Origin of the sequence: Streptomyces misionensis (assembly GCF_900104815.1) — a bacterium.
GTDB classification, from domain to species: Bacteria; Actinomycetota; Actinomycetes; order Streptomycetales; family Streptomycetaceae; genus Streptomyces; species Streptomyces misionensis.
Window position 1 is genome coordinate 7,708,993 of record NZ_FNTD01000004.1, and the last position, 26,364, is coordinate 7,735,356.

Consider the following 26,364-nt stretch of genomic DNA (forward strand, 5'->3'; position numbering starts at 1 on the left):
ATCGGCGAAAGGAAAACCGTCATGGAGGCGACTGACCACGACAGCACGGTGGACCCCGCCGCGGTCAGACGTCACCGCATGCTCTTCAGGGCGATCGAGAAGCGGCGGAATCCGAAGCTGCGCCGCAGCGACATCACCGTGACCGACGAGGCGGCGGTCAAACGCGCCACGAAGGCCGCCGCCCTCGGCAACGCGATGGAGTGGTACGACTTCGGCATCTACAGCTATCTGGCCGCCACTCTCGGCCAGGTCTTCTTCCCCTCGGGCAATCACACGGCCCAGTTGCTCAGCAGCTTCGCCACGTTCGCGGTCGCCTTCCTGGTGCGGCCCATCGGCGGCATGGTCCTCGGGCCGCTCGGCGACAAGATCGGCCGCAAGACCATCCTCGCCCTCACCATGATCATGATGGCGCTGGGCACCTTCGCGATCGGCCTGATCCCCTCGCACGCCACCATCGGCCTGTGGGCCCCGGCCCTGCTGATCTTCTTCCGCCTGGTGCAGGGCTTCTCGACCGGCGGGGAGTACGGCGGCGCCTCCACCTTCATCGCGGAGTACGCGCCGGACAAGCGGCGCGGTTACTTCGGCAGCTTCCTGGAGTTCGGCACACTCGGCGGATACGTCGGAGCCTCCGGCCTCGTCGTCGCCATGAGCAGCTTCCTCAGCGACGAGCAGATGCTGCACTGGGGCTGGCGCGTCCCCTTCCTGGTCGCTGCGCCGCTCGGCTTCATCGGCCTCTACCTGCGGCTCAAGCTGGACGAGACGCCCGCCTTCCAGAAGCTGGAGGGCGGCCTGGCCAAGGCGACCGAGGCGGCCGACTCCGTGGAGACGTCGGCCGCGGCGGACCTCGGCAAGATCTTCACCCGTCACTGGCGCCCGCTGCTGCTGTGCATCGCGCTCGTCGCGGGGTACAACGTCACCGACTACATGCTGCTGTCGTACATGCCGACGTACCTGTCCGACGAACTGGGCTACGACACCAATCACGGCCTGTTGATCCTGCTGATCGTGATGGTCCTCCAGATGTGCGTCATCAACCAGGTCGGACGCCTCTCGGACCGCTTCGGCCGCAAGCCGCTGCTCATGACGGGGATGCTCGGTTTCCTCTTCCTGTCGGTGCCGTCCTTCCTGCTCATCCGGCAGGGTGATGTCGCCCTGATCGTCCTGGGCCTGCTACTGCTGGGCCTGTCCCTGGTGACCATGCTGGGCACCATGTCGGCGGCGCTCCCGGCGATCTTCCCCACCCATGTGCGCTACGGCTCGCTCTCGGTCGCCTACAACTTCTCCACCTCGCTCTTCGGCGGCACGACCCCGCTGGTGATCACCGCGCTGATCGGCGTGTACCACACCAACCTGGTGCCGGCGTACTACGCGGTGATCGCCGCCGCGGTGGGCGCCATCGCCGTCCTGTGCATGAAGGAGACCGCCAACAAGCCCCTGGAAGGCTCCCCGCCGTCGGTGGAATCGGAGGCCGAGGCCGCTCAGCTGGTCAGGGCCCAGTCGCCCGACCCGAAGTTCTGACCGGGTCCTCCCCGGGAAGCCGCAGGGCGAGCAGGGTGACGTCGTCGTCGAACAGCTGGCCGCGGCCCGTGACCAGCTCGGCGCACAGCCGCCGCAACGGGACGCCGGCCAGCCGGGCGGCCTGGTCGGCCAGTTCGGCCAGGGTCGCGTCGATGTCCTCGCCCCGGCGCTCCACCAGCCCGTCGGTGAACAGCAGCAGGGTGCTCCCGGCCGGCAGCCGGTGCTCGTCGTCGTAGCGGCCGAACGAAGGCTCGACGCCCACCGGGAGCCCGTGGCGGGCCGGGGCGAGGAAATGGGTCGTGCCGTCCGCCTCGACCAGCAGTGGCGGGGGGTGCCCGGCGTTGCTCCAGCGCAGGACGTACTCCCCGCCGGTGTGCTCGACCCGGGCGAGCACCAGCGTGGCCGTGGGCGGCTCGGTGAACATCGTCAGGGCGCGGTCCAGCTTCGTGACGACCAGGCTGGGCGGCCCGCCGTGGTCGTAGGCCAGCGCGCGCAGCATGTTGCGGATCTGTCCCATCACCGGGGCGGCCGCCACCGCGTGACCGGTGACGTCGCCGACCACGAGACAGACGGCACCGTCCGGCAGGGTCAGCGCGTCGTACCAGTCCCCGCCGAGGCGGGGCAGCTCGGAGGCCGGTTCGTAGCGGACCTCCACCGCGAGCGGGCTCAGATCCGGCAGCTCGGGCAGCATGCGCAGCTGGAAGTGCATCGCGGCCTGCTTGAGGTCCTCGTACAGACGGGCGTTCTCGATACTGACGCTCGCCACACTGGCCAGCGCGGTCAGGATGGCCTCGTCGTCATCGGTGAACGGCGCGCCGTCGCTCTTGTCCGCCAGATACAGGTTGCCGTACGCCCTGCCCCGCACCATCAGCGGGACTCCCAGCAAGGTGGTCATCATCGGGTGGCCGACCGGGAAGCCCACCGAGCGGGGATCGGCGCCGACGTCGGCGACTCGCATGGGCTTGAGGTCCGCGAGCAGCCCGACCAGCAGGCCGTGCCCCTGCGGCAGCCCCGACTCCGCCAGCATCCGCTCCTCGTCCACGCCCACGGTGATCAGATCGACGAACTCGCCGTCCGAGCCGAGCACCCCCAGCGCCCCGTACCGGGCTCCGACCAGATCGGTGGCCGCCTCCACGATGTGCCGGAGCACGGCACGCAGGTCCATGTCCTCGCTCATGGCCACGACCGCGTCCAGAAGCCTGCGCAGCCGCCGCTGGCCGAGGGCCAGCTGCCGCACCTGCGTGCTCAGCTCTTCGGGCCCCGCTCCGTCCGGCGACCGGCCCAGCGCCTCCAGCGCCAGGGCCAGGCGCCCGGCCGCCGCCTTCGGCCGCCGCGGTTCCTCCGGCATGACGAGCACCTCCGGGCACGTCGGGAGCCGACATCCGCTGTCCATCCTCTCAGGGATGGCGGCCCCGCGCCGGGGCCGGGCGCCGTGCGGCCGGGCGCTCGCCGCGGCCGCGGGCCCTGGCGTTCGGCGGTCCTCCGGAACGGGGCGTTCACAGGGGAGATCGCTGTTCCGGCGCGATCCTGGCGGCGGAAATCTGGGAGCGCTCCCTTGGGAGCGCTCCCAGATAGGCATAATGAAGGTCCACTGTTCCCGCAGGCGTGTCAAGGGAACGAACACTCCGAGTTGGTGCGACTGACGGGTTGTCATCCATGGTGACGGGCAGAAGCGTGATGGCTGCGGGCGGGGGGCGCGGCGGCCGGCCGACGCTGGAGATGGTCGCCGCGCGGGCCGGTGTCGGACGGGGCACGGTGTCCCGGGTGGTCAACGGTTCTCCGCATGTCAGCGCCCAGGCGCGGGCGGCGGTGGAGGCGGCGATCGCGGAGCTGGGGTACGTGCCCAACCGTGCGGCCCGGGCGCTGGCCGCCGACCGCACGGACGCGGTGGCCCTCGTCATCCCCGAGTCGGAGACCCGGCTCGGCGCCGAGCCGTACTTCCTGGACATCGTGCGCGGTGTGAGCACCGAACTGGCTGACACGGACATGCAGTTGCTGCTCACCCTCATCCGCACGCCCCGCGAACGACAGCGCCTCGCCCAGCACTTGGAGGCCCGCCGGGTCGACGGCGTGCTGCTGGTGTCGGTGCACGAGGACGACCCGCTGCCCAGCCTGCTGGAACGGCTCCAGGTGCCCACGGTGCTCAACGGCCGCCGCTCGGAGCGCGAATGGATGTCCTACGTCGACGCCGACAACGTCGGCGGCGCGCGGTCGGCGGCGGAACACCTGCTCGCCCTCGGCCGGCGGAGCGTCGCCACCATCACCGGGCCCCTGGACATGTACGTCGCCCGGTGCCGGCTCGACGGATACACCCAGGCCGTGGAGGCCGCCGGTCTCGGCCGTGGCCCCTCGCTGGTCGCCCACGGCGACTTCACGGAGGAGGGCGGCCGCGCGGCCATGCGGGCCCTGCTGGAGCGGCACCCCGGCATCGACGCCGTGTTCGCCGCCTCGGACGTGATGGCCAGCGGCGCCCTGCACGTGCTGCGCCAGTCGGGGCGGCGCGTGCCCGAGGACGTGGCGCTGGTCGGCTTCGACGACTCGGCGGTGGCCCGGCACGCGGACCCGCCGCTCACCAGCGTGCGCCAGCCGACCGAGGACATGGGCCGCACCATGGCCCGGGTGCTGCTGGAGCAGATCGAGTCCCGCACCGGCCCCCGGCGCCATGTGGTGCTGTCGACGGAACTGGTGCGGCGCGAGTCCGCGTGAGACCGCGGGCCGGAAGGCCCCGGCCGTCGCGCGCCAGGTCCGGGAAGCTTGGGCGTGCCCCGTGGCGAGATGCTTCGGAGCCCCGGCCCGCGTGGTGACCCGCGCGGGGATCCGATCGCCCGGCGAGCAGATCGGGCCGGGCGCCACCGGCTTCTGCCGCCCTCGCCCGTCGCGCTGTCGCCGCGGCCATGACCGGCCGGTACGGGGACGCGGCGCCCGCCACGGCCGTCCATGACCTGTCCCACCAGGTGCCGCCCAGCGCGTCCGCCGGCAGCCGCGCCCGCGCGCCCCCGGGCGAGGCGCAGTCCGACGGCCGGACCCGTGCGATCGCCAGGCGGTGGGACGCCAGGAGGCCGAACCGGAGATCTCCTGTGCCGCCGCGATCGACTGCGGCCTCGGTGCGGCGGGACGAAGCACAACCGTGGAACCGGCCATGTTCGTCCTCGCGGTGGGGACGTTCAGGCGTACCCGGGCGCCCCTGCCCCCGGCCTCGCGCGGTCCGGCACGCCCGGCAGCCGGCCGTGCGGAGCCGTGTGCAAGTGCCGGATGGCGGTTTTTGCGCCCTCCTTTCGCCGTCGCGCACCGGTCGAGCCCTCGACGGCCCGGCGCGCGGATCCGGTCGTGGCGCACCGTCCCCGGGTGCATCGCCGCCGGATGCGGCGAGTTCGCCGTCGTTCCGGGCGCCGGTGACCGACGAGTAGGCGTGCGGCGCCCCGTCGGCGTTAGGGCGACATGAACACGCCATTGCGCTCACGTTTCGCCCGGCCCCTTCACAGCGGTGTTTCGAGTTGTTACTTTCCTCACTTGCTGGGAGCGCTCCCACGTTCAACATCCTGGAACCACGCCGGAGTTGACCACCGCGGCATCGAGTGGCGGAAGCCTCCGGTCCCTTCCGAGGATGCGGCGAGTCCCGGCGAGTACCACCGCACGCGCACCACACCGGAGCCCGCTCGGGCGACCGGTGAGGAAGAGCTGTCAATCAGCACGGGGGCACGCCGTACGAAGGGGAGTTGGCTGCTATGAGACCTGCGGACTTGGGCCCACCGAAGCGGCTCACGGTGCTCGCCGCCGTGGCCGCGATCCTGCTCGCTCTGCTGACCGCCGTGACGAGCACGGCGCCCGCTCGGGCAGCCAGTACGGCCGGAGCGGGCTACTGGCACACCAGCGGCCGGCAGATCGTGGACGCGAACGGGAACCCGGTGCGCATCGCCGGGATCAACTGGTTCGGGTTCGAGACATCGAACCATGTGGTCCACGGCCTGTGGTCACGGGACTACAAGAGCATGCTCGACCAGATCTCCTCGCTCGGATACAACACGCTGCGCATTCCGTACTCCGACGACATCTTCAAGTCGGGCACCATGCCGGAAAGCATCGACTTCTCCAGCGGCAAGAACGCCGACCTGCAGGGCCTTGACTCGCTGGGCGTGCTGGACAAGATCGTCGACTACTCGGGCCGGATCGGCCTGAAGGTCATCCTCGACCGGCACCGGCCGGACTCGAGTGGCCAGAGCGCCCTCTGGTACACCAGCAGCGTCCCGGAGTCGACCTGGCTCGCCAACCTGAAGACGCTGGCGAGCCGGTACGCCAACAATCCCACGGTCATCGGCATCGACCTGCACAACGAGCCGCACGACCCGGCCTGTTGGGGCTGTGGTGACACCAGCACCGACTGGCGGCTGGCGGCCGAACGCGGCGGCAACGCCGTGCTGTCGGCCAACCCCAACATGCTGATCTTCGTCGAGGGCATCCAGACCTACAACGGCGACTCCACCTGGTGGGGCGGCAACCTGGAGGGCGCCGGCACCTACCCGGTCCGGCTCGACGTCGCCAACCGCGTCGTCTACTCGGCCCACGACTACGCCACCAGCGTCTCCAACCAGCCCTGGTTCAGCGACCCGTCCTTCCCGAACAACATGCCGGGGATCTGGGACAAGCACTGGGGCTACCTGTTCAAGAACAACATCGCCCCCGTCTGGGTGGGCGAGTTCGGCACGACGCTCCAGTCGGCCGTCGACCAGACCTGGCTGAAGGCGCTGGTCGACTACCTCCGCCCGACCTCGCAGTACGGCGCCGACAGCTTCCAGTGGACGTTCTGGTGCCTGAACCCCGACTCCGGTGACACCGGCGGCATCCTCAAGGACGACTGGTCGACGGTCGACACCGTCAAGGACGGCTATCTGACGTCCGTCAAGGCGCCCGGCTTCGGCTCCGGCGGCGGCAACCCGCCCGGTGGCGGCACCGATACGACGGCGCCGTCCGCGCCGACGGGTCTGACGGTGTCGGGGACGACGAGTTCGAGTGTGTCGTTGAAGTGGACGGCGTCCACGGACAACGTGGGGGTCACCGGTTACGACGTGTACCGGGGCTCGACGAAGGTGGGCAGCACCACGTCCACGTCGTACACGGATTCGGGGCTGTCGGCGTCGACGTCGTACTCGTACACGGTGAAGGCGAAGGACGCGGCGGGCAACGTGTCGGCGGCGTCGGGCGCGGTGACGGCGACCACGGCGGCGTCCGGTGGTGGTGGCACTCCGGGTACGGGCGCGGTGAAGGTGCAGTACAAGAACAACGACTCGGCGCCGGGTGACAACCAGATCAAGCCGGGTCTGAAGGTGGTCAACACCGGTAGCAGCGCGGTGGACTTGTCGAAGGTGACGATCCGTTACTACTTCACCGGTGACAGCGGGTCGTCCTCCTTCACCACGTCGTGCGACTACGCGGCGGTCGGCTGCTCGAACCTGACGCAGAAGGTCGTGGCCCTGTCCTCGCCGAAGGCGGGCGCGGACCACTACCTGGAGGTCGGGTTCACCTCCGGCGCGGGCAGCCTCGCGGCCGGCGCGTCGACCGGTGACATCCAGGCCCGGATCAACAAGAGCGACTGGTCGAACTTCAACGAGTCCGACGACTACAGCTACGCCACCAACACCGCCTACGCCGACGCCACCAAGGTGACCGTGTACCTCGACGGCACCCTCGCGGGCGGCATCGAGCCCTGATCTTCCCCCTGAAGGCGGCGCGTCGGTGTGCAGCCGTGCGCCAAAACACCCCACGGAAGGAAACACCGGTGAAGAAGCATCCCCCCAGATCGCGTCTCACCCGCGGTCTCGCGGTGGTCTCGGCGCTCGCGCTGAGCTCCGCGCTAGCCATGACGCTCAACGCGCCCACCGCTTCGGCGGCCACCCGGGTGGACAACCCCTATGTGGGCGCGAAGGGTTATGTGAACCCGGAGTGGTCCAGCGAGGCCGCGGCGGAGCCCGGCGGCAGCGCGGTCGCCAACACACCGACCGCCGTGTGGCTGGACAGCATCTCGACCATCTCGGGCACCAGCGGCAAGATGGGGTTGCGCGACCACCTGGACAAGGCGGTGTCGCAGGGCGCCAACCTGATCACGCTGGTCATCTACGACCTGCCCGGCCGGGACTGCTCCGCCCTCGCCTCCAACGGCGAGCTGGGCCCGACCGACATCGGGCGGTACGAGACCGAGTACATCGACCCGATCGCCAAGATCCTCGCCGACCCGGCCTACGCCAATCTGCGGATCGTCAACGTCATCGAGCCCGACTCGCTGCCGAACATCGTCACCAACGCGGGCGGCAGCGCCGGGTCGACGACCCAGTGCGAGACCATGAAGGCGAACGGCAACTACGAGACCGGCGTGGGCTACGCGCTCAACCACCTGGGCGCGATCCCGAACGTGTACAACTACATCGACGCGGGACACCACGGCTGGCTGGGCTGGGACACCAACCTCGGCCCCGCCGTGGACGAGTTCTACAAGGCCGCGAACACCGCCGGCGCCACCGTCAACGACGTGCAGGGCTTCATCACCAACACGGCCAACTACTCGGCGACGGTCGAGCCGTACTTCAAGGTGAGCGACAACGTCAACGGCACGACGGTGCGCCAGTCCAAGTGGGTGGACTGGAACCAGTACGTCGACGAGCAGTCGTACGCCCAGGCGCTGCGCACCGCCCTGGTGGCGAAGGGCTTCGACTCCGGTATCGGGATGCTGATCGACACCTCCCGCAACGGCTGGGGCGGCTCCGCCCGGCCGACCGGCCCCGGCCCGACGACCTCCGTGGACAACTACGTCAACGGCGGCCGGATCGACCGCCGTCTCCACACCGGCAACTGGTGCAACCAGAGCGGTGCGGGACTCGGCGAGCGGCCGACCGCGGCGCCCGCCTCCGGGATCGACGCCTACGTGTGGGTCAAGCCGCCGGGGGAGTCGGACGGTTCGAGCCAGCCCGTCGACAACAACGAGGGCAAGGGCTTCGACCAGATGTGTGACCCCACCTACGGGGGCAACGCCCGCAACGGCAACAACCCGACCGGCGCCCTGCCGAACGCGCCGGTGGCCGGCCACTGGTTCTCCGCCCAGTTCCAGCAACTGCTGCAGAACGCCTACCCGCCCGTCTCCGGCGGCGGCAACCCGCCCGGTGGCGGCTCGGACACCACGGCGCCCTCCGCGCCGACGGGTCTGACGGTGTCCGGGACGACCAGTTCGAGCGTGTCGCTGAAGTGGACCGCGTCCACGGACAACGTGGGGGTCACCGGTTACGACGTGTACCGGGGGTCCACGAAGGTGGGCAGCACCACGTCCACGTCCTACACCGACTCCGGGCTCACGGCGTCGACGTCGTACTCGTACACGGTGAAGGCGAAGGACGCGGCGGGCAATGTGTCGGCGGCGTCGAGCGCGGTGACGGCGACCACGGCGGCGTCCGGTGGTGGTGGCACCCCGGGCACGGGTGCGGTGAAGGTGCAGTACAAGAACAACGACAGCGCCCCCGGCGACAACCAGATCAAGCCGGGCCTCAAGGTGGTCAACACCGGTAGCAGCGCGGTGGACCTGTCGAAGGTGACCATCCGCTACTACTTCACCAGTGACGGCGGCGCCTCCACCTTCACCACGTCGTGCGACTACGCGGCGGTCGGCTGCTCGAACGTCACGCAGAAGGTCGTGGCCCTGTCCTCGCCGAAGGCGGGCGCGGACCACTACGTGGAGATCGGGTTCACCTCCGGCGCCGGGAGCCTTGCCGCGGGCGCGTCGACCGGTGACATCCAGGCCCGGATCAACAAGAGCGACTGGTCGAACTTCAGCGAGTCCGACGACTACAGCTACGCGACCAACACCGCGTACGCCGACGCCAGCAAGGTGACGGTGTACGTGAGCGGCACCCTCGCGGGCGGCGTCGAGCCGTAAACCGAGGCAACCGCGAAGCAACCCGGCCGCCCCGCCCCGCCCGCCCCGCTCCGGGCCGCGGCCGGGTCCCGGAGCATGGCGCCCATCAGGGGTGGCGCCATGCTCCGGCTCCCTCCGCTCCCGCCGGACCGTCTCCCCGAACTCCCGCGTCCGGCGGATCCCCCCGATTCCCTTGAGGAGAAACCATGTCCGCCTCCGGCATATCCCGCAGGCGATTCGCCGCCGCGGTCGGCGGAGCCCTGCTCGGGGCGGCCGTCTCGCCCACGCTCGCCAGCGCGACGCCCTCCGCGAAGGCCGCCACGTCCCCGACGGCCGTCGCCGACGACCCGTACACCACGGCCTTTCTGACCCAGTACAAGAAGATCAAGGACCCGGCGAACGGCTACTTCAGCCCCGACGGCATCCCGTACCACTGCGTGGAGACACTGATCGTCGAGGCCCCCGACCACGGCCACCAGACCACCTCGGAGGCGTTCAGCTACTGGTTCTGGCTGGAGGCCACCTACGGCCGGGTGACCGCCGACTGGACGCCGTTCAACAACGCCTGGGCCACGGCCGAGAAGTACATCATCCCCACCCACAACGACCAGCCGAGCAACGGCTCCTACAACGCGGCCAGCCCGGCGACCTACATCCCCGAGTGGCCGGACGTCAACAAGTACCCCTCCGCACTGGACAGTTCGGTCACCTCCGGCCAGGATCCGATCGCGAGCGAGCTGAACTCCGCCTACGGCACCCCGGACATCTACGGGATGCACTGGCTGCTGGACGTCGACAACGTCTACGGCTACGGCAACACCCCGGGCACCGGGGCGGAGAACGGGCCGACCGCGTCGGGACCGTCGTACATCAACAGCTATCAGCGCGGCGCCCAGGAGTCGGTGTGGGAGACCATCCCGCAGCCGACGACCGACCTGTTCAAGTACGGCGGGACGAACGGCTACCTCGACCTGTTCGTCAAGGACAGCGCCTACTCCCAGCAGTGGAAGTACACCAACGCCCCCGACGCCGACGCCCGCGCGGTGCAGGCGGCGTACTGGGCCTTCCGGTGGGCCACCGCCCAGGGCAACCAGTCGGCGATCTCCGCCTCCGTCGCCAAGGCCGCCAAGATGGGCGACTACCTGCGGTACGCCCTGTTCGACAAGTACTTCAAGAAGATCGGCAACTGCACCGACCCGAAGAGCTGTGCCGCCGGCACCGGGCGGGACTCCGAGCACTACCTGCTGGCCTGGTACTACGCCTGGGGCGGTGCGGAACCGGGCGGCGGCTGGGCCTGGCGGATCGGCGACGGCAGCGCCCACCAGGGCTACCAGAACCCGCTCGCCGCCTGGGCGCTGGCCAACGTGCCGAGCCTCACCCCGAAGTCGCCCACCGCCAAGAGCGACTGGTCCACCAGCCTCCAGCGCCAACTGGAGTTCTACCAGTGGCTGCAGTCCGCCGAGGGCGCCATCGCGGGCGGCGCGACCAACAGCTGGAACGGGCAGTACGGCACCCCGCCGGCGGGCACCCCGACGTTCTACGGCATGGCCTACGACTGGCAGCCGGTCTACCACGACCCGCCGAGCAACAACTGGTTCGGCTTCCAGTGCTGGTCGCTGGAGCGCGTCGCGGAGTACTACTACGTGACCGGCAACGCCACCGCGAAGGCCGTCCTCGACAAGTGGGTGGCCTGGGCCATCTCCGAGACCACGGTCACCGCCACCGACTTCAAGATCCCGGGCACCCTGAACTGGAGCGGACAGCCGGACACCTGGAACCCGAGCAGCCCGTCCGGCAACAAGAGCCTGCACGTGACGGTCGTGGACCACGGCAACGACACCGGGGTGGCCGCCGCCTACGTCAAGACGCTCACCTACTACGCGGCCAAGTCCGGTGACACCGCCTCCGCCGCCCTCGCCAAGAAGCTGCTGGACGCGATGGCGACCCTCGCCGACGCCAAGGGCATCACCACACCGGAGACCCGCACGGACTACAGCCGGTTCGGCGATCCGGTCTACGTGCCGTCCGGCTGGTCGGGCAAGATGCCCAATGGCGACCCGGTCAACGCCAACTCCACGTTCCTCTCCATTCGCACCTGGTACAAGAAGGACCCGGACTGGCCCAAGGTCCAGGCGTATCTGGACGGCGGGGCGGCGCCCACCTTCGTCTACCACCGCTTCTGGGCGCAGGCCGACATCGCCATGGCGTACGCCGTGTACGCCGAGCTGATCGTCGGCACCGGGGGAGGCGGCGGCACCGGTGACACCACCCCGCCGACCGTTCCGACGAACCTCGCGGTTGCGGCGACCACGGACACCAGCGTCTCGCTGACCTGGACGGCGTCCACGGACGACGTGGGCGTGGCCGGCTACGACATCTACCGGGGCACGACCCTGGCCGGCAGCGCGGTCACCACCTCGTTCACCGACTCGGGGCTCAAGGCGGCGACGGCGTACTCCTACACGGTCCGGGCGAAGGACGCCGCGGGCAACGTCTCGGCGGCCTCCGGCGCGGTCACCGCCACCACCAAGGCCGGTTCCGGCGGCAACCCCACCGGGGCGGTCAAGGTGCAGTACAAGAACAACGACTCGGCGCCGGGCGACAACCAGATCAAGCCGGGCCTGAAGGTGATCAACACCGGTACGAGCCCGTTGTCCCTGTCCGCCGTCACCCTGCGCTACTGGTTCACCGGCGAGAGCGGCGCGAGCACCTACGGCACCTGGTGCGACTACGCGGCGGTCGGCGCCTCCAACGTCACCCAGAAGGTGGTCGCCGTCTCCTCGCCGAAGGCGGGCGCGGACCACTACCTGGAGGTCGGGTTCACCTCCGGCGCCGGGAGCCTCGCCGCGGGCGCGTCGAGCGGTGACGTCCAGTGCCGGATCGCCAAGAGCGACTGGTCGAACTTCAGCGAGAGCGACGACTACAGCTACGGCAGGAACACCGCCTACACGGACGCCGGCAAGGTGACCGCGTACGTCAACGGAACCCTCGCCTGGGGCACCGAGCCCTGATCCGCCAAGGAAAGAAGGAGACCACACATGCTGTCATCGTGGAGACGGCTGCGCGCGGCCGCCTGGGCGGGCACCATGGCCGTCCTGCTGCTCGGTGCGCTCATGGCCGTCAGCCAGCCGGCGTCGGCCAGTACGACGACGGACTGCACGCAGTGGGGAACCACGTCCGTGCGGGGCGGGGAGTACATCTACCAGCAGAACGAATGGAACTCGTCGGACACGCAGTGCGTGAGCGTCGACGACTCGACGGGCGCGTGGACCGTCACCCAGGCGAACCTCAGCGTGCCCACCAACGGCGCCCCGGCCACCTACCCGTCGATCTACAAGGGCTGCCACTGGGGCGCCTGCACCACCGGCAGCGGACTGCCCATCCAGGTCAGCCAGCTGGGCAGCTCGACCACCTCCTGGTCGACCACGCAGCCCGCGTCCGGTGCCTATGACGTCGCGTACGACCTCTGGTTCAACTCGACGCCGACCACGGACGACCAGCCGGACGGCACCGAGGTGATGATCTGGCTCAACAGCCGCGGCGGCGTCCAGCCCTTCGGCAGCAAGACCGCCACCACGAACGTCGCCGGCCACGGCTGGGACGTGTGGACCGGCCAGCAGACCTCCTGGAAGATCATCTCCTACGTCCTCCAGGGCGGCGGCACCTCGTTCAGCAACCTCGACGTCAAGGCCCTGATCGACGACGCGGTGGCGCGCGGCTCCATCAACCCCGCGCACTACCTGATCGACGCCGAGGCCGGCTTCGAGATCTGGCAGGGCGGCCAGGGCCTGGCCAGCAACAGCTTCTCGTTCTCCGCGAGCCAGAAGGGCTCCAGTGGCGGTTCGGACACGACGGCGCCGTCCGCGCCGACGGGTCTGGCGGTGTCGGGGACGACGAGTTCGAGTGTGTCGTTGAAGTGGACGGCGTCCACGGACAACGTGGGGGTCACGGGTTACGACGTGTACCGGGGCTCGACGAAGGTGGGCAGCACCACGTCCACGTCGTACACGGATTCGGGGCTGTCGGCGTCGACGTCGTACTCGTACACGGTGAAGGCGAAGGACGCGGCGGGCAATGTGTCGGCGGCGTCGAGCGCGGTGACGGCGACCACGGCGGCGTCCGGTGGTGGTGGCACTCCGGGTACGGGCGCGGTGAAGGTGCAGTACAAGAACAACGACAGCGCCCCCGGCGACAACCAGATCAAGCCTGGCCTCAAGGTGGTCAACAGCGGCAGCAGCGCGGTGGACTTGTCGAAGGTGACCATCCGCTACTACTTCACCGGTGACAGCGGGTCGTCCTCCTTCACCACGTCGTGCGACTACGCGGCGGTCGGCTGCTCGAACCTGACGCAGAAGGTCGTGGCCCTGTCCTCGCCGAAGGCGGGCGCGGACCACTACCTGGAGGTCGGGTTCACCTCCGGCGCGGGCAGCCTCGCGGCGGGTGCGTCGACCGGTGACATCCAGGCCCGGATCAACAAGAGCGACTGGTCGAACTTCAGCGAGTCCGACGACTACAGCTACGCCACCAACACCGCCTACGCCGACGCCACCAAGGTGACCGTGTACGTCAACGGCAGCCTCGCGGGCGGCACGGAACCGAACTGACGAGGAGACAGCGGTGAGATCCCTTCTGCATCCCATGCGTGGTGGGGGGCTGGCGGTCGCGCTGGCCACCCTGGCCACCGCCGGACTCGGCCTGCTCGCCGTCGGAACCGCTCCGGCCGCCGTCGCCCAGGGCGCCACCCTGGACCAGCTGGCGCAGGCGCAGGGCCGCTACTTCGGCTCCGCCACCGACAACTCGGAACTCAACGACTCGTCCTACACCGCCGTACTGGGCAGCGAGTTCGGCTCGATCACGCCCGGCAACTCGATGAAGTGGGACACCACGGAGCCGTCGCAGGGCCAGTTCAACTTCAGCGGCGGCGACGCGATCGTCTCCTTCGCACAGGCCCACAACCAGCAGGTGCGCGGCCACAACCTGGTCTGGCACAGCCAGTTGCCCAGCTGGGTGAGCAACCTTCCGGCCGGCCAGGTACAGGCGGCCATGGAGAACCACATCACCAAGGAGGCCTCCCACTACAAGGGCAAGGTCTACGCCTGGGACGTGGTCAACGAGCCGTTCAACGACGACGGCACCTACCGGACCGACGCCTTCTACAACGCCATGGGCAAGGACTACATCGCGGACGCGCTGAGGACCGCGCACGCCGCCGACCCGGGCGCCAAGCTGTACATCAACGACTACAACATCGACGGCAGCGGCGCCAAGGCCGACGCCATGTACCAACTGGCCAGCGATCTGAAGAAGCAGGGCGTGCCGCTGGACGGCATCGGCTTCCAGGGGCACCTCGCGATCCAGTACTCGTTCCCCTCGAACATGCAGCAGAACCTCCAGCGCTTCGCCGACCTGGGGCTCGACGTCGCGTTCACCGAGCTGGACGTACGCATGGAGATGCCCGCCGACAGCACCAAACTGGCGACCCAGGCCGACTACTACCGCCAGGTGACCAACGCCTGCCTCGCCGTCTCCCGGTGCGTCGGCATCACCGTGTGGGACTTCGACGACAAGTACTCCTGGGTGCCGAGCACCTTCCAGGGACAGGGCGCCGCCTGCCTCTACGACGAGAACCTCCAGCAGAAGCCCGCGTACGCCGCCGTCCAGACCGCCCTCGGCGGTTCCGGCGGCAACCCGCCCGGTGGCGGCACCGATACGACGGCGCCTTCCGCGCCGACGGGTCTGACGGTGTCGGGGACGACGAGTTCGAGTGTGTCGTTGAAGTGGACGGCGTCCACGGACAACGTGGGGGTCACCGGGTACGACGTGTACCGGGGGTCCACGAAGGTGGGCAGCACCACGTCCACGTCGTACACCGACTCGGGGCTGTCGGCGTCGACGTCGTACTCGTACACGGTGAAGGCGAAGGACGCGGCGGGCAATGTGTCGGCGGCGTCGAGCGCGGTGACGGCGACCACGGCGGCGTCCGGTGGTGGTGGCACTCCGGGTACGGGTGCGGTGAAGGTGCAGTACAAGAACAACGACTCGGCGCCGGGTGACAACCAGATCAAGCCGGGTCTGAAGGTGGTCAACACCGGCAGCAGCGCGGTGGACCTGTCGAAGGTGACCATCCGCTACTACTTCACCGGTGACAGCGGTGCCTCCACCTTCAGCGCGTGGTGCGACTACGCGGCCGTCGGCTGCTCGAACGTCACGCAGAAGGTCGTGGCCCTGTCCTCGCCGAAGGCGGGCGCGGACCACTACGTGGAGATCGGGTTCACCTCCGGCGCGGGCAGCCTTGCCGCGGGTGCGTCGACCGGTGACATCCAGAGCCGGATCAACAAGACGGACTGGTCGAACTTCAACGAGAGTGACGACTACAGCTACGCCACCAACACCGCGTACGCCGACGCCAGCAGGGTGACGGTGTACGTGAGCGGCACCCTCGCGGGCGGCATCGAGCCGTAAACCGGGGAAGCCGCCGGAGAACACCCCGCCCGGCAGGCCGTACAGGTCTGCCGGGCGGGGGCCAGTCGTGCCGACGACGGCAGGGCCCGCCTGGTGCGGGCTGGGGGAGTGGCTCAGCCGGTCACCACGGTCAGACCCGCCTCGGTGGCCGAGTCGAAGCCGTCGTCCACGGCCACCACGTCCCGCCCGGCGGCGTGCAGCAGGGAGGCGGCGATGGCGGCCCGCATCCCGCCGGCGCAGTGCACCCACACGGTGCCCGCCGGTACCTCGTCCAGCCGCTGGTGCAGCTGGTGGACCGGGATGTGCACCGAGCCCGCTATGTACCCGCTGCCCCGCTCGGAGTCGCGGCGTACGTCCAGGACGACGACGCCGTCCGTGCCGCGTTCGGCCAGGCCCGCGAAGGTGGAGCGCGGGAAGGAGACGAGGGCGTCGCCCCCGGCGACCCACTCCTGGGGCGCGCCGGTCGCGGCGGCCGCGGGCCGGTCGATGCCGACCCGGATCAACTCGCGCTGGGCGGAAGCCAGTTGCTCGGGGGAGTCGGCGAGCAGGGTCACCGGCTTGCCCCACGGGATCATCCAGGCGAGATACGTGGCGAGCTTGCCGTCGGCCTCGAAGTTGAAGGATCCGGCGACATGGCCCTCGGCGAACGCCACCCGGTTGCGCAGGTCCACGACCCACTCGCCGGCCGCGAGCCGGTCGCCGATCTCCCGGGCGTCGGCGACGGCCGGCGCGGTGAGGTCCACCGGCGCCGGACCCGCGGCGTTGGCCGGACCCATGTGCGTGTAGTAGGCGGGGACGTCGTCCAGCTCGGCGAGCAGCCGGGCCACGAACGAGTCCACGTCGGTGGTGAGCGCCGCGTTGACCGACTTCTCCTTGCCGATGGTGGTGGCGTCGCCCTCGGCCTGCGCGGAGGAGCAGAAGCTGCCGAAGCCGTGCGTCGGCAGCACCGACGTCTCGTCCGGCAGCTCCGTGGCGAGCCGGTGCGCGGAGGCGTGCTGGGCCCGGGCCAGCCGCTCGGTCAGCCGGGGCTCGACCAGGTCGGGCCGGCCCACCGTGCCGATCAGCAGGGAACCGCCCGTGAACGCCGCCACCGGGCGCCCCTGCTCGCGCAGGACATAGGAGGTGTGGTGCGGGGTGTGGCCGGGCGTGGCGACCGCGCGCAACTCCAGTTCGCCCTCGACGGTGACGGTGTCGCCGTCGGACACCGGCACCCGGGCGAACGACACCCGTGCACCGGCCGGCACCAGGTAGGCGGCGCCCGTCAGCCGGGCCAGCTCCAGGCCGCCGGTGACGTAGTCGTTGTGGATGTGGGTCTCCACCACGTGCGTGATCCGGACCCCGCGCCGCGCCGCCGCGGCGAGTACCTGGTCGACGTCGCGCGGCGGGTCCACCGCCACGGCCGCCTCCCGCCCGCCGGCCAGATAGCTGCGGTTCCCGAGGCCCTCCAGCTCGATGGTGTCGATGAAGAACACGGAGTCACTCCCTTTGCCGAATTACCCCCCGGGGTATATCAAGGTAACACGAGTACCCCCGGGGGTATTCCGGGTACCGTGTCGTGCCCGGCCGGCGGCGGCTCGGGCCGGGCGGTCACAGGCGGCCGGTCAGCATCCCGCGCCAGTAGATCTGCGGGAGCGCGTACCGCTTGAAGACCCACATGTCGCGCCGCTCCTTGAAGGTGTCGATCAGCGGGAAGGTGGGGGAGGGTTTGAGGTCGTAGTCGAACTCGGCGAGGAGCATCCGGTCGCGGGCGGTCACCAGCGGGCAGGAGGTGTAGCCGTCGTACCGGTGCTCCGGCCGCCTGCCGCGCATGGCGTCGAGCAGGTTGGCGGCCACCACCGGGGCCTGCTTGCGCACGGCCGCGCCGGTCTTCGAGGTCGGCAGGTTGGCCACGTCGCCGAGCGCGAACACCTCGGGGTGGCGCGGGTGTCGCAGGGTGTGCCGGTCCGCGGCGACGAACCCCAGGGGGCTCGCGGGATCGGCGAGCGGGCCGGTCTTGACCCAGTCGGGCGCGCTCTGCGGCGGCACGGCGTGCAGCAGGTCGTAGGAGACGGTCTCCTCGCGGCCGCTCGCGTGGTCGGTGATGACGACCTCGCGCCGGTCGCCGTGCACGGCGGTCATCTCGGACCGCAGCCGCACCTCGATGCCGTACCGGTCGGCCACCTGCTCCAGGACGCGGCCCCACTCGGGCACCTTGAACAGTGTGGCGTCCGGTATCACGAGGATGATCCGGACGCGGTCCAGGACCTTGCGCCTGCGCCAGTGGTCGGCCGCCAGGTAGGCGATCTTCTGTGGTGCCCCGCCGCACTTCAACGGGGTGGCCGGGTGGGTGAAGACGGCCGTGCCGGAGCGCATATTTTTGATCAGGTCCCAGGTGCGCGGGGCGTACTCGGGCGCGTAGTTGCTGCACACCCGGTCGTGACCCACCGCCTCGGCGAGACCGGGCACGGCGTCCCAGTCCAGTTGCAGCCCGGGGGCCATGACCAGGTACTCGTAGGCGAGTTCCGCACCTCCGGAGAGGGCGACCGTGCGCGCGTCGGGGTCGACGGCGAGGGCGTGCCGGCGTATCCACCGCACGCCGTCCGGTACGACCGCGGCCTCGGCGCGGCGGGTGCTGCGCAGGGACGCCTGGCCGCCGCCGACCAGGGTCCACAAGGGCTGGTACCAGTGGCTGTCGGAGGGTTCGACGAGCGTGATGTCCCGGACGCCGGCGCGGCGCAGCCGGGCGGCGACGCTGATGCCGGCGCTGCCGCCGCCGATGATGACGACGCGGTGCCGGCCGGCGATCGTCTCGCCACTGGAGAGGGGACTGGCGACCATGGTGGGGGTCCTTCCCTTCCGGCCCTGAGGCCCGTTTGGTTGCCTGCTCAAATACCCCGGGGGGTTTGCGTGAGGCCGAAGTTAGGACGACTCGGAGGGGAGGGTCAAATACCCGGGCGGGTATTTGCCCGAGAGGCAAGGTCCGCACCGCCAACGCCTGTTGTTGACCCTTACGGGTCGACCCGTCACCCCCTCGCGTGCCCTGCGGGCGAGGCACGATGCGCCCCGCCCCTGCGGTGCCTAACGTCCGGAGTGCTCCACTGGACGAGGAGAGGGGAGGACGCGGATGCGCGGGCGCGCCGCCTGGCTGACCCTCCTCGCGTGCGTCCTCGCCTGCGCCGTCCTCGGTGCCGCGCTCGGCGGATGCCCGCGCATGCGGAGCCTGGCCGGTGCCGCCCCCGACCCGTCGCTCAGGCCGCTCGCCTCGGCCGCGCCCCGGCTGCCCTCCTCGGCCGCGCCCCGGGCCGCCGCGGCCGACGTGCCGAAACCCCCGGGTGTCCACGGCCGGCACTGCCGGGGCGGCAAGGCGCTCACCGCCTCCGCCCCGGCCCCGGCTCCGGTGGCCGCGGCACCCGCCGACCACCGCCCGCGCCGGGCCGACCCGCTGCCACCCGGGAGCGCGCCGCCGTGTCCACGGGCTCCCGAGGGCCGTCCGGAAGTGCTGCTGAGGGTGTAGGAGCCCTGACGCCGCGTGCCGGCCGTCCTCGCCCACTCGCATACCGGACGGTCCCTGGGGGACCGAGCCGCCGCCCTTCCGGGACACACCGCCGTGCCGACGGGCCGTCGCGGGCCGTCCGGAAGCGCTGCCGAGGGAGCGCCGGCACGGAGCGTCGGCCGTTCGCTCCCCCTTCCCGCGCACCCCACCGCTTGGCACGACGACGTCCGCGTGTCCCGGCGGGCCGCCGGTGCGCCCGCACACCAAGGAAACGCGCATGCCCGCTCCCACCCCCCACGACCGGCGGCCGGCCGCCTGGCTCCACCGGCGCCTGGGCCCGCTGGTCCTCGTCTGCCACCTGCTCGCCCTGCTGCTGCCCGCCCCCGGCACCCGCCTGCGCACGGCCACGCTCGGCCTCCACGGCCTGCGCCTCGACGTCTCCGCCTGCGCCCTGTTCCTCATCCTGTTCGCCGCCGCCTTCCAGGTACCCCCGGCCCGGGCCCTGGCCGCCGTCCGCCGGCCGACGGCCCTGATCGCCGGGCTGGCCGCGCATCTGCTGACGGCCTTCCTCCTGGCCCCCGCCACCGCCCTCGCGCTGTCCGCCCTCGGACGCCAGGAACTGGCCGGGAGCCTGGCCGGCGCCGTGGCCCTGATCACGGCGGCCCCCGTGGCCGCCGCCGCGACCGTCTGGATCGGCCGGGACGGCGACGTCACCGCGCTGCTCGCCGTCGTCCTCCTCTCGGCGCTGCTCAGCCCGCTCACCATGCCCGCGACCCTGGGCCTGCTCGGCGACGTCCTGCCGGCGACGGCCAGGGCGCGGGCGCTGGTCCACGGCGCCTCCGGCCAGACGCGCACCCTGCTGACCGCCGCCGTCGCCCTGCCGTGCGCGGCCGGCCTGCTGGCCCGGGGGCTCACCCCGGCCGCCGTCGCCGGACGCCTGGCGGAGCGGGCGCCGGTGGTGGCGACGACGGTGATGCTCGCGCTGACGTACGTCAACGCGACCGCCGCGGTACCCGTGCTGCGCCGGGAGTCCTGGACGGTGATCGTGCTCTGCGCCGCCGTCGGATGGGCCGTGTGCCGCCTCGCCTTCCAGAGCGGCTCGCTCACCGCCCGCGCGCTGCGCCTGCCGCCCGGCTCCGCCACCACGGTCACCCTGGCCTGCGGCATGAGCAACGTCGGCGTCGGCGCGGTCGTCGTCGTCCGCGCACTGCCGGACCAACCGCACGCCCTGCTGGTCGTACTGGCCTACGGGCTGGTGCAGAAGGTCACGGCACACCGCGCCGTCACGAAGGGGGCGCGGCTCCGGACCACGGCGCCAACGGACCTCGCCGACAGGGGCGTTCACGGGTGAAACCGAAGTGATGACGGTGGCGGGGGCTGGCCGATCCGTGCGGCTCTCTGCCATCATCTCGTGGCACCACCTGCACAGCCGACACACAAGAAGCCTGGCCATCCGCAGGAGGCTCCCCATGAAGGTCCGCTCCGCAGTGACCGCACTCGCCCTCGTCGTCGCTCCCGGCGTCGCCGTCGTCGGCACCGCCACCGACGCCTTCGCGGTCACCAAGATCAGCCAAGCCACGGCGACCCAGATGTTCCGCGACGTCGGCATCACCTGGTCCTCGTCCGGCAACTGCTCCGACCGCAACAACTCGACCTGTACGTCGTTCGACCAGCTCAACCTGGCCACCGCCCAGGGCGCCCAGACCCTCAAGCGCGCCAGCGGCTGCGCCCTGAACATCACCGGCGGCACCGAGACCGGGCACGCCTCCGGCACCTACTCCCACTGGAACGGCTACAAGCTCGACTACGGCAAGAACACCTGCGTCACCAACTACATCAAGAACAACTTCAGTTACTCGGGTCTGCGAGGCGACGGCTACCCGATGTGGACCTCGGCCTCCGGCAACGTCTACGCCGACGAGGGAAACCACTGGGACGCCCTCTACTACAACTGCGGCGGCTGCTGACCCGTACCCCAACGGCGGGTCCCGGCGCCGCACCCGGACCCGGACCCGCCGGTCAGCCGTCGGCGCCGGCCATGCGTGCCAGCACCGCCTCGACGACGGCCTCGGGAGCCGGGCCCGCGTCCACCGTGATTCCCCGCTCGTCCGGCTCCAGCGGTTCCAGCGTCTCCTCCTGCGACTCCAGCAGCGTGCGCGGCATGAAATGGCCGGCGCGTCCGCCCAGCCGCCGCCCCACCACCTCGTGGTCGGCCGTCAGATGGACGAAGAAGGCGTCCGGGCAGGCCGATCGCAGCGTGTCGCGGTAGCGGCGGCGCAGCGCGGAGCAGGGCACCACACCACCCGTCGCCGCCTCGTCGCGCTCGCGCAGCCAGTCGCCGATCGACTCCAGCCAGGATTGCCGGTCGGCGTCCGTGAGCGGCACACCGGCCGACATCTTGGCGATGCTGCGCGGCGAGTGGAAGTCGTCCGCCTCGGCGAACGGCACCTCCAGCCGCCCGGAAAGCAGCCGGGCCACCGTGGTCTTGCCCACCCCGGCCACCCCGATCACGACGACGCACGGCGGCCGTCGTCCCGGTTCACGACGCATCGCGCCGCCCTCCCCTCACGGCCTGCCGCCGGTTTCGCCCGACGTGTGCAGCACCGTCTCCTCGTGCAGCAGGGCGTCCCTGGTCACCGGCCCGGGACCGTAGGCGTGCCGGGGCGCGGGCCCGTCCGAACCCGCCGGGTACTCCTCCAGCGGTACGAGCCCGCGCTCCCAGGCCGAGAGGACCGGTGTGAGCACCCGCCAGGCCTCCTCCGCCTCGTCGCCGCGGATGGACAGCGCCGGATCGCCCCGCAGGACGTCCAGCAACAGCCTCCCGTAGGCCGGAAGTTCGCCCGGTTCCAGCCGCGCGGACAGCTCCAGCTCGGTGAGGTGCCCGGCCCGGGACCCCGTGCCCATCAGGTCCAGCGTCAGACCCTCCGGCTCCAGACCGAAGCGCAGCACATTGGGCACCACCTCCCCGCTGTGCCCGAACGGCAGATGGGGCACCGGCCGGAACCGCACCGCCACCTCCTTGCGGTCGTCGCGCAGTCCCTTGCCGCTGCGCAGCCGGAACGTCGTGCCCGCCCAGCGCCAGCTGTCCAGCTCCAGCTCCACCTCGGCGAACGTCTCGGTGCCGCGCCGCGGGTCCACACCCTCCTCGTCCGCGTACGAGGGCACCTCGCGGCCGTCGATCCGCCCCGCCGCGTAGCGGGCGCGGCGGGTGCGGTGCACCACGTCGTACTCGGTCAGCAGCCGCACCGAGCGCAGCACGTCCACCTTGCGGTCGCGCAGATCCCGTTCGCCGAGCGTGACCGGCGGCTCCATGGCGACCAGGCAGAGCACCTGGAGCAGGTGGTTCTGCACCATGTCCTTCAGGGCCCCCACCCGGTCGTAGTAGCCGGCCCGGCCCTCCAGTGCGAGGCTCTCGTCCCAGACGATCTCCACCTCGGCGATGTGGGTGCTGTTCCACAGGGGTTCCAGCACCCGGTTGGCGAGCCTGCTGCCGAGCACGTTCTGCACGGTCGTCATGGCCAGGAAGTGGTCCACCCGGAACACCGCCTGCTCCGGGACCAGTTCGGCCAGCAATCGATTCAACTCCCGTGCGCTGTCGAGGTCCTCACCGAAGGGTTTCTCCAGGACGATCCTGCTCCCCGGCGGCAGGCCCGCCGAGTGCAGCGCGGTGACCACGCGGGGGAAGAGCGCGGGCGGCAGCGCGAGGTACAGGGCCACGGGCCCGTCACCGGCGACGACGGCCCGCACGTCCTCCGGGTCGGTGACATCGGCCCGCTGGTAGTGGGCCGACTCGACGACGGCCCGCCGCGCGTCGGCCGGCACGGCTCCGCCCTGCCGGTCGAGCCACTCGGCGATCCACTCCCGGAACCGCTCCGTGCTCCACTCCTCGCGGCTCGCGCCGGTCACCCGGAATCCGTCCGCGAGGTGTCCCGCGGCGTGCAGGGCGGCGAGGGCCGGCATCAGGAAGCGACCGCTGAGGTCTCCCGTGCCGCCGAGGATGACGAGTCGGCCGATCATCGCCTGCTCGCCACCCTCGCCCGCTGGAGGTTCACGCCGCTCGCGATGATGCCGATGTGGCTGAACGCCTGGGGGAGGTTGCCCATGAACTCTCCTGTGGTGGGATGGATCTGCTCCGACAGCAGCCCGAGCGGGCTGGCCCGAGCGCACAGGGAGGCGTACAGCTCCTCGGCCTCCTCGGTACGGCCCTGCCCGACCAGGTTGTCGACCAGCCAGAAGCTGCACAGCATGAAGGCGCCCTCGTCACCGGCCAGGCCGTCGGGGGCCTCGTCGTGCAGATAGCGGTAGAGCAGCCCGCCGCCGGCCGACAGGCGTTCGGCGACGGCCGCCGTGGTGGCCACCATCCGCGGGTGGTCGGCCGGCACGACCTTGCGTGTCGGCAGCGCCAGCAGGCTCGCGTCGAGCACGCCCCCGCCGGTCAGATGCGCGCTGAGGGTGCGCGCCTCCTCGTCCCAGGACTCCTCCAGGATGATGCGGCGCACCTTCTCGGCCGCCGCCCGCCACTGGTCGATCCGGCCCGGCAGACCGTGCCGTTCACCGATCCGCACCGCCCGGTCCAGCGCCACCTGGCACATCCCGGCCGAGTAGGTGAACGCCTGCCCGGCGCTGCGCACCTCCCAGATCCCCTGGTCCGGATGGCGCCAGGCCCCCTCCGCGGCGTCGGCGAGCCCGGCCAGGCCCGCCCACAGCGCCGGCTGGATCTCCCCGCCCGCCAGCAGCCACTGGTCGGCGCAGTCGAGGATCTCGCCGTAGACGTCGTGCTGGCGCTGGTCGGCCGCGCCGTTGCCCCAGCGCACCGGCGCCGAGCCGCGGTAGCCCTCCAGTTCGCCGTCCTCCACCTCGTCGGGCACCGCGTCGCCCTCGATGGTGTACATGATGCGGGGCTGCCTGCTGTGCTCGAACGCGTCGAGCACCCAGCCGAGGAAGGAGTCCGCCTCGCCGTCGAACCCGATGCGGCGCAGCGCGAACACGGCGTAGGCCGCGTCCCGGATCCAGGCGTAGCGGTAGTCCCAGTTGCGGATGCCGCCGATCGGGGCGGGCAGGGAGGAGGTGGGCGCGGCCACCAGCGAACCGCTGGCCCAGTCGTCGCACATCTTCAGCGTCAGCGCCGCCCGCCTGACCAGGGACGCCTGCGGACCGGCGTAGTCGCAGTGCCGCATCCAGCGGTGCCAGGCGTCCGCGGTGCTCTTGAGGACGGCGTCGCTGTCGAAGCGGTGGTGGCGGTGGAAGCGCCCCCAGGACAGCACGAGGTCGAGGCGGTCGCCCTGCCGGAGGTCGTGGGTGCTGTGCAGGCCGCTCAGGGCGCGGTTGGCCCGCAGGTGCAGCCGCAGACCCGGCTGCCGGTGGGGGCGCACCTCCAGCCCGCTGAACAGCGCGTGCGCCTGTCCGCCGCCACGCGGTTCCAGCCTCACCCCGAGCCGGACGTGACCGGACAGCACCACCGCCGAGCGCACCAGCTCCGCCCGCCCCGCGGGCATGTCCTCGGTGAGATCGGCGCCGGACCGCAGCGCGAGCGCGTCGGTCAGCCGCACCACCCCGGTGGGCGAGCGCAGTTCGGTGACCAGCACTCCGGTGTCGGGCTGGTAGTGCTGCCGGGCCTCCACCAGGTCCTCGGGCGCCACGGTGAAGTGGCCGCCGCGCGCATGGTCCAGCAGACCGCAGAAGAGCGGCTCCGAGTCGAAGCGGGGCAGGCACATCCACGGGATGGAGCCGTCCAGACCGACCAGGGCCGCCGTGGTGCCGTCCCCGATCAGGCCGAGGTCCTCCAGCGGCAGGTAGCCCCCGCGCGCGCGGACGGGCCGGAAGGGCGGATCGGGATCGTACATGCGGCCTCGCCTCTCTGATGCCGCAGGAGCGCGAGGTCCCGCCGGCACCGAAACCGTGCTGCCCGGCGGCGTCACCCCTCGAAGGTCACCAGGACCTTCACGGTGTCCTCCAGCTTCTTGTCCGACACCTCGAACGCCCGCTCCATCTCGTCGAAGGAGAACCGGTGGGTCGTCAGCCGGGTCGGGTCGACGCGCCCGTTCTTCAGCACCCGCAGCAGCCGCTCCATCCGCAGCCGCCCGCCCGGGCACAGCCCGGTCGCGATGGTCTTGTCGGCCATGCCGACACCCCATGCGAGGCGCGGGATGTGCACGAACTCGCCCTGTCCGAAGTACCCGATGACGGAGATGGTGCCGCCCGGCTTGGTCACCTTGACCGCGGTCTGGAACGTCACGTCCGCGCCGAGCGCCTCGATGGCGGTGTCCACGCCCTGGCCGTCGGTCAGTTCGAGGATCCGCTCGACCACGTCCTCCTGGGTGAAGTCCACGATCACGTCCGCACCGTAGAACCGGGCGAGTTCCTGCCGGCCGGGCACCGACTCCACCCCGATGACCAGCCCCGCGCCCCGCAGCCTTGCCCCCACCGTGGCCATCAGCCCGACCGGCCCCTGCGCGAGTACGGCCACGGTGCCGCCGATCGGGATGTCACCGTGCTCGGCGCCCATGAAGCCGGTGGACAGCATGTCGGCGCAGTAGACCGCCTGCTCGTCGGAGATGTCCTCGGGGATCTTCGCCAGATTGGCGTCCGCCCAGCCGACATGGAAGTACTCCGCGAACACCCCGTCCTTGAGGTTGGCGAACTTGAAGCCGCCCAGCGGCCCGCCCGACTGCGAGGGGTAGCCGTTCTGCGAGGCGAGGTCGCCCCAGTCCGGCGTGATGGCCCCGACCAGCACCCGGTCGCCGGGCCGGAAGTCCTTCACCTCGCCGCCCACGGCGTGCACGACGCCGACCGCCTCGTGGCCCAGCGTCAGGTTCTCCCGGGGGCCGATGCCGCCCTGCACGGTGTGCGAATCGGAGGTGCAGATCAGCGCGTTGGTCGTCCGCACGACGGCGTCCAGCGGACCCGGTTCGGGAACCGGCTTGTCCATGAAGCCGACGCTCCCGATCTCCTTCATCACAAATGCCTTCACCGGCTTCCGCCCTCCTGTCGGATCGGCACCGCCGCGTCCCCGGCGGCG

General features: G+C 71.1%; 17 protein-coding genes. 10 read left to right on the plus strand and 7 right to left on the minus strand.

Annotation, left to right across the window (positions count from 1 at the left end; translation table 11 throughout):
- Positions 1-21: 21 nt before the first annotated feature.
- Positions 22-1,518, plus strand: a complete 1,497-nt coding sequence (gene proP, locus BLW85_RS35835) for a glycine betaine/L-proline transporter ProP (RefSeq protein WP_070029777.1) — start codon at positions 22-24, stop codon at positions 1,516-1,518.
- On the opposite strand, the gene BLW85_RS35840 is transcribed toward proP, so the two are convergent.
- Positions 1,487-2,866, minus strand: a complete 1,380-nt coding sequence (locus BLW85_RS35840) for a PP2C family protein-serine/threonine phosphatase (RefSeq protein ID WP_107409371.1) — start codon at positions 2,864-2,866, stop codon at positions 1,487-1,489. The two genes, proP and BLW85_RS35840, sit on opposite strands and share 32 nt — an antisense overlap.
- A 329-nt stretch (positions 2,867-3,195) precedes the next feature.
- Here BLW85_RS35840 and BLW85_RS35845 point away from each other — a divergent pair, with 329 nt between their 5' ends.
- The 6 genes from BLW85_RS35845 (at position 3,196) to BLW85_RS35870 (ending at position 15,874) form a co-directional block, all read left to right on the plus strand.
- Positions 3,196-4,224 (plus strand): LacI family DNA-binding transcriptional regulator, encoded by a 1,029-nt coding sequence (locus BLW85_RS35845; protein WP_070029779.1) that lies wholly within the window; start codon positions 3,196-3,198, stop codon positions 4,222-4,224.
- A 1,034-nt stretch (positions 4,225-5,258) separates the two neighbouring features.
- A complete protein-coding gene (locus tag BLW85_RS35850) occupies positions 5,259-7,223 on the plus strand; it encodes a cellulase family glycosylhydrolase (RefSeq protein WP_425275359.1) in 1,965 nt (654 codons plus the stop codon).
- Between the two features lie 149 nt (positions 7,224-7,372).
- The gene (locus BLW85_RS35855; RefSeq protein ID WP_079172684.1) at positions 7,373-9,433 is read left to right on the plus strand and encodes a glycoside hydrolase family 6 protein; all 2,061 of its coding nucleotides are present in this window, start codon (positions 7,373-7,375) and stop codon (positions 9,431-9,433) included.
- Between the two features lie 185 nt (positions 9,434-9,618).
- Positions 9,619-12,423 carry a glycoside hydrolase family 48 protein gene (locus BLW85_RS35860; RefSeq protein ID WP_074995563.1) on the plus strand — a complete coding sequence of 935 codons (2,805 nt, stop codon included), beginning with the start codon at positions 9,619-9,621 and terminating at the stop codon, positions 12,421-12,423.
- Between the two features lie 102 nt (positions 12,424-12,525).
- Positions 12,526-14,016, plus strand: a complete 1,491-nt coding sequence (locus BLW85_RS40990) for a GH12 family glycosyl hydrolase domain-containing protein (RefSeq protein WP_425275379.1) — start codon at positions 12,526-12,528, stop codon at positions 14,014-14,016.
- Between the two features lie 13 nt (positions 14,017-14,029).
- Complete coding sequence (locus BLW85_RS35870) at positions 14,030-15,874, plus strand: endo-1,4-beta-xylanase (RefSeq protein ID WP_279628623.1); 1,845 nt, start codon at positions 14,030-14,032, stop codon at positions 15,872-15,874.
- A gap of 113 nt (positions 15,875-15,987) precedes the next feature.
- On the opposite strand, the gene BLW85_RS35875 is transcribed toward BLW85_RS35870, so the two are convergent.
- Positions 15,988-17,346, minus strand: coding sequence for an MBL fold metallo-hydrolase (locus BLW85_RS35875; RefSeq protein WP_074995572.1), 1,359 nt, complete (start codon positions 17,344-17,346; stop codon positions 15,988-15,990).
- A gap of 115 nt (positions 17,347-17,461) precedes the next feature.
- Entirely contained in the window at positions 17,462-18,691 is a 1,230-nt protein-coding gene (locus BLW85_RS35880) for an NAD(P)/FAD-dependent oxidoreductase (protein WP_074995575.1), read from the minus strand.
- 286 nt (positions 18,692-18,977) lie between these two features.
- Here BLW85_RS35880 and BLW85_RS35885 point away from each other — a divergent pair, with 286 nt between their 5' ends.
- From BLW85_RS35885 to BLW85_RS35895, 3 genes are all read left to right on the plus strand, one after another.
- Positions 18,978-19,367, plus strand: a complete 390-nt coding sequence (locus BLW85_RS35885; RefSeq protein WP_074995577.1) for a hypothetical protein — start codon at positions 18,978-18,980, stop codon at positions 19,365-19,367.
- A 256-nt stretch (positions 19,368-19,623) separates the two neighbouring features.
- A complete protein-coding gene (locus tag BLW85_RS35890) occupies positions 19,624-20,697 on the plus strand; it encodes a hypothetical protein (RefSeq protein ID WP_074995580.1) in 1,074 nt (357 codons plus the stop codon).
- Positions 20,698-20,815: 118 nt separating this feature from the next.
- Complete coding sequence (locus BLW85_RS35895; protein WP_070029785.1) at positions 20,816-21,313, plus strand: hypothetical protein; 498 nt, start codon at positions 20,816-20,818, stop codon at positions 21,311-21,313.
- A 52-nt stretch (positions 21,314-21,365) separates the two neighbouring features.
- Here the strand turns inward: BLW85_RS35895 and BLW85_RS35900 are convergent, their stop codons facing one another.
- The 4 genes from BLW85_RS35900 to BLW85_RS35915 form a co-directional block, all read right to left on the minus strand.
- Positions 21,366-21,896 carry a gluconokinase gene (locus BLW85_RS35900; RefSeq protein ID WP_079172539.1) on the minus strand — a complete coding sequence of 177 codons (531 nt, stop codon included), beginning with the start codon at positions 21,894-21,896 and terminating at the stop codon, positions 21,366-21,368.
- A 15-nt stretch (positions 21,897-21,911) separates the two neighbouring features.
- On the minus strand, positions 21,912-23,363 hold the full coding sequence (locus BLW85_RS35905) for a glucose-6-phosphate dehydrogenase (protein WP_070029786.1): 1,452 nt from the start codon (positions 23,361-23,363) through the stop codon (positions 21,912-21,914).
- The gene (locus tag BLW85_RS35910) at positions 23,360-25,189 is read right to left on the minus strand and encodes a glycoside hydrolase family 15 protein (protein ID WP_074995582.1); all 1,830 of its coding nucleotides are present in this window, start codon (positions 25,187-25,189) and stop codon (positions 23,360-23,362) included. Before BLW85_RS35910 ends, BLW85_RS35905 begins: the two co-directional genes overlap by 4 nt.
- A gap of 71 nt (positions 25,190-25,260) precedes the next feature.
- Positions 25,261-26,301 (minus strand): NAD(P)-dependent alcohol dehydrogenase, encoded by a 1,041-nt coding sequence (locus tag BLW85_RS35915; RefSeq protein WP_244174976.1) that lies wholly within the window; start codon positions 26,299-26,301, stop codon positions 25,261-25,263.
- Positions 26,302-26,364: the final 63 nt, after the last annotated feature.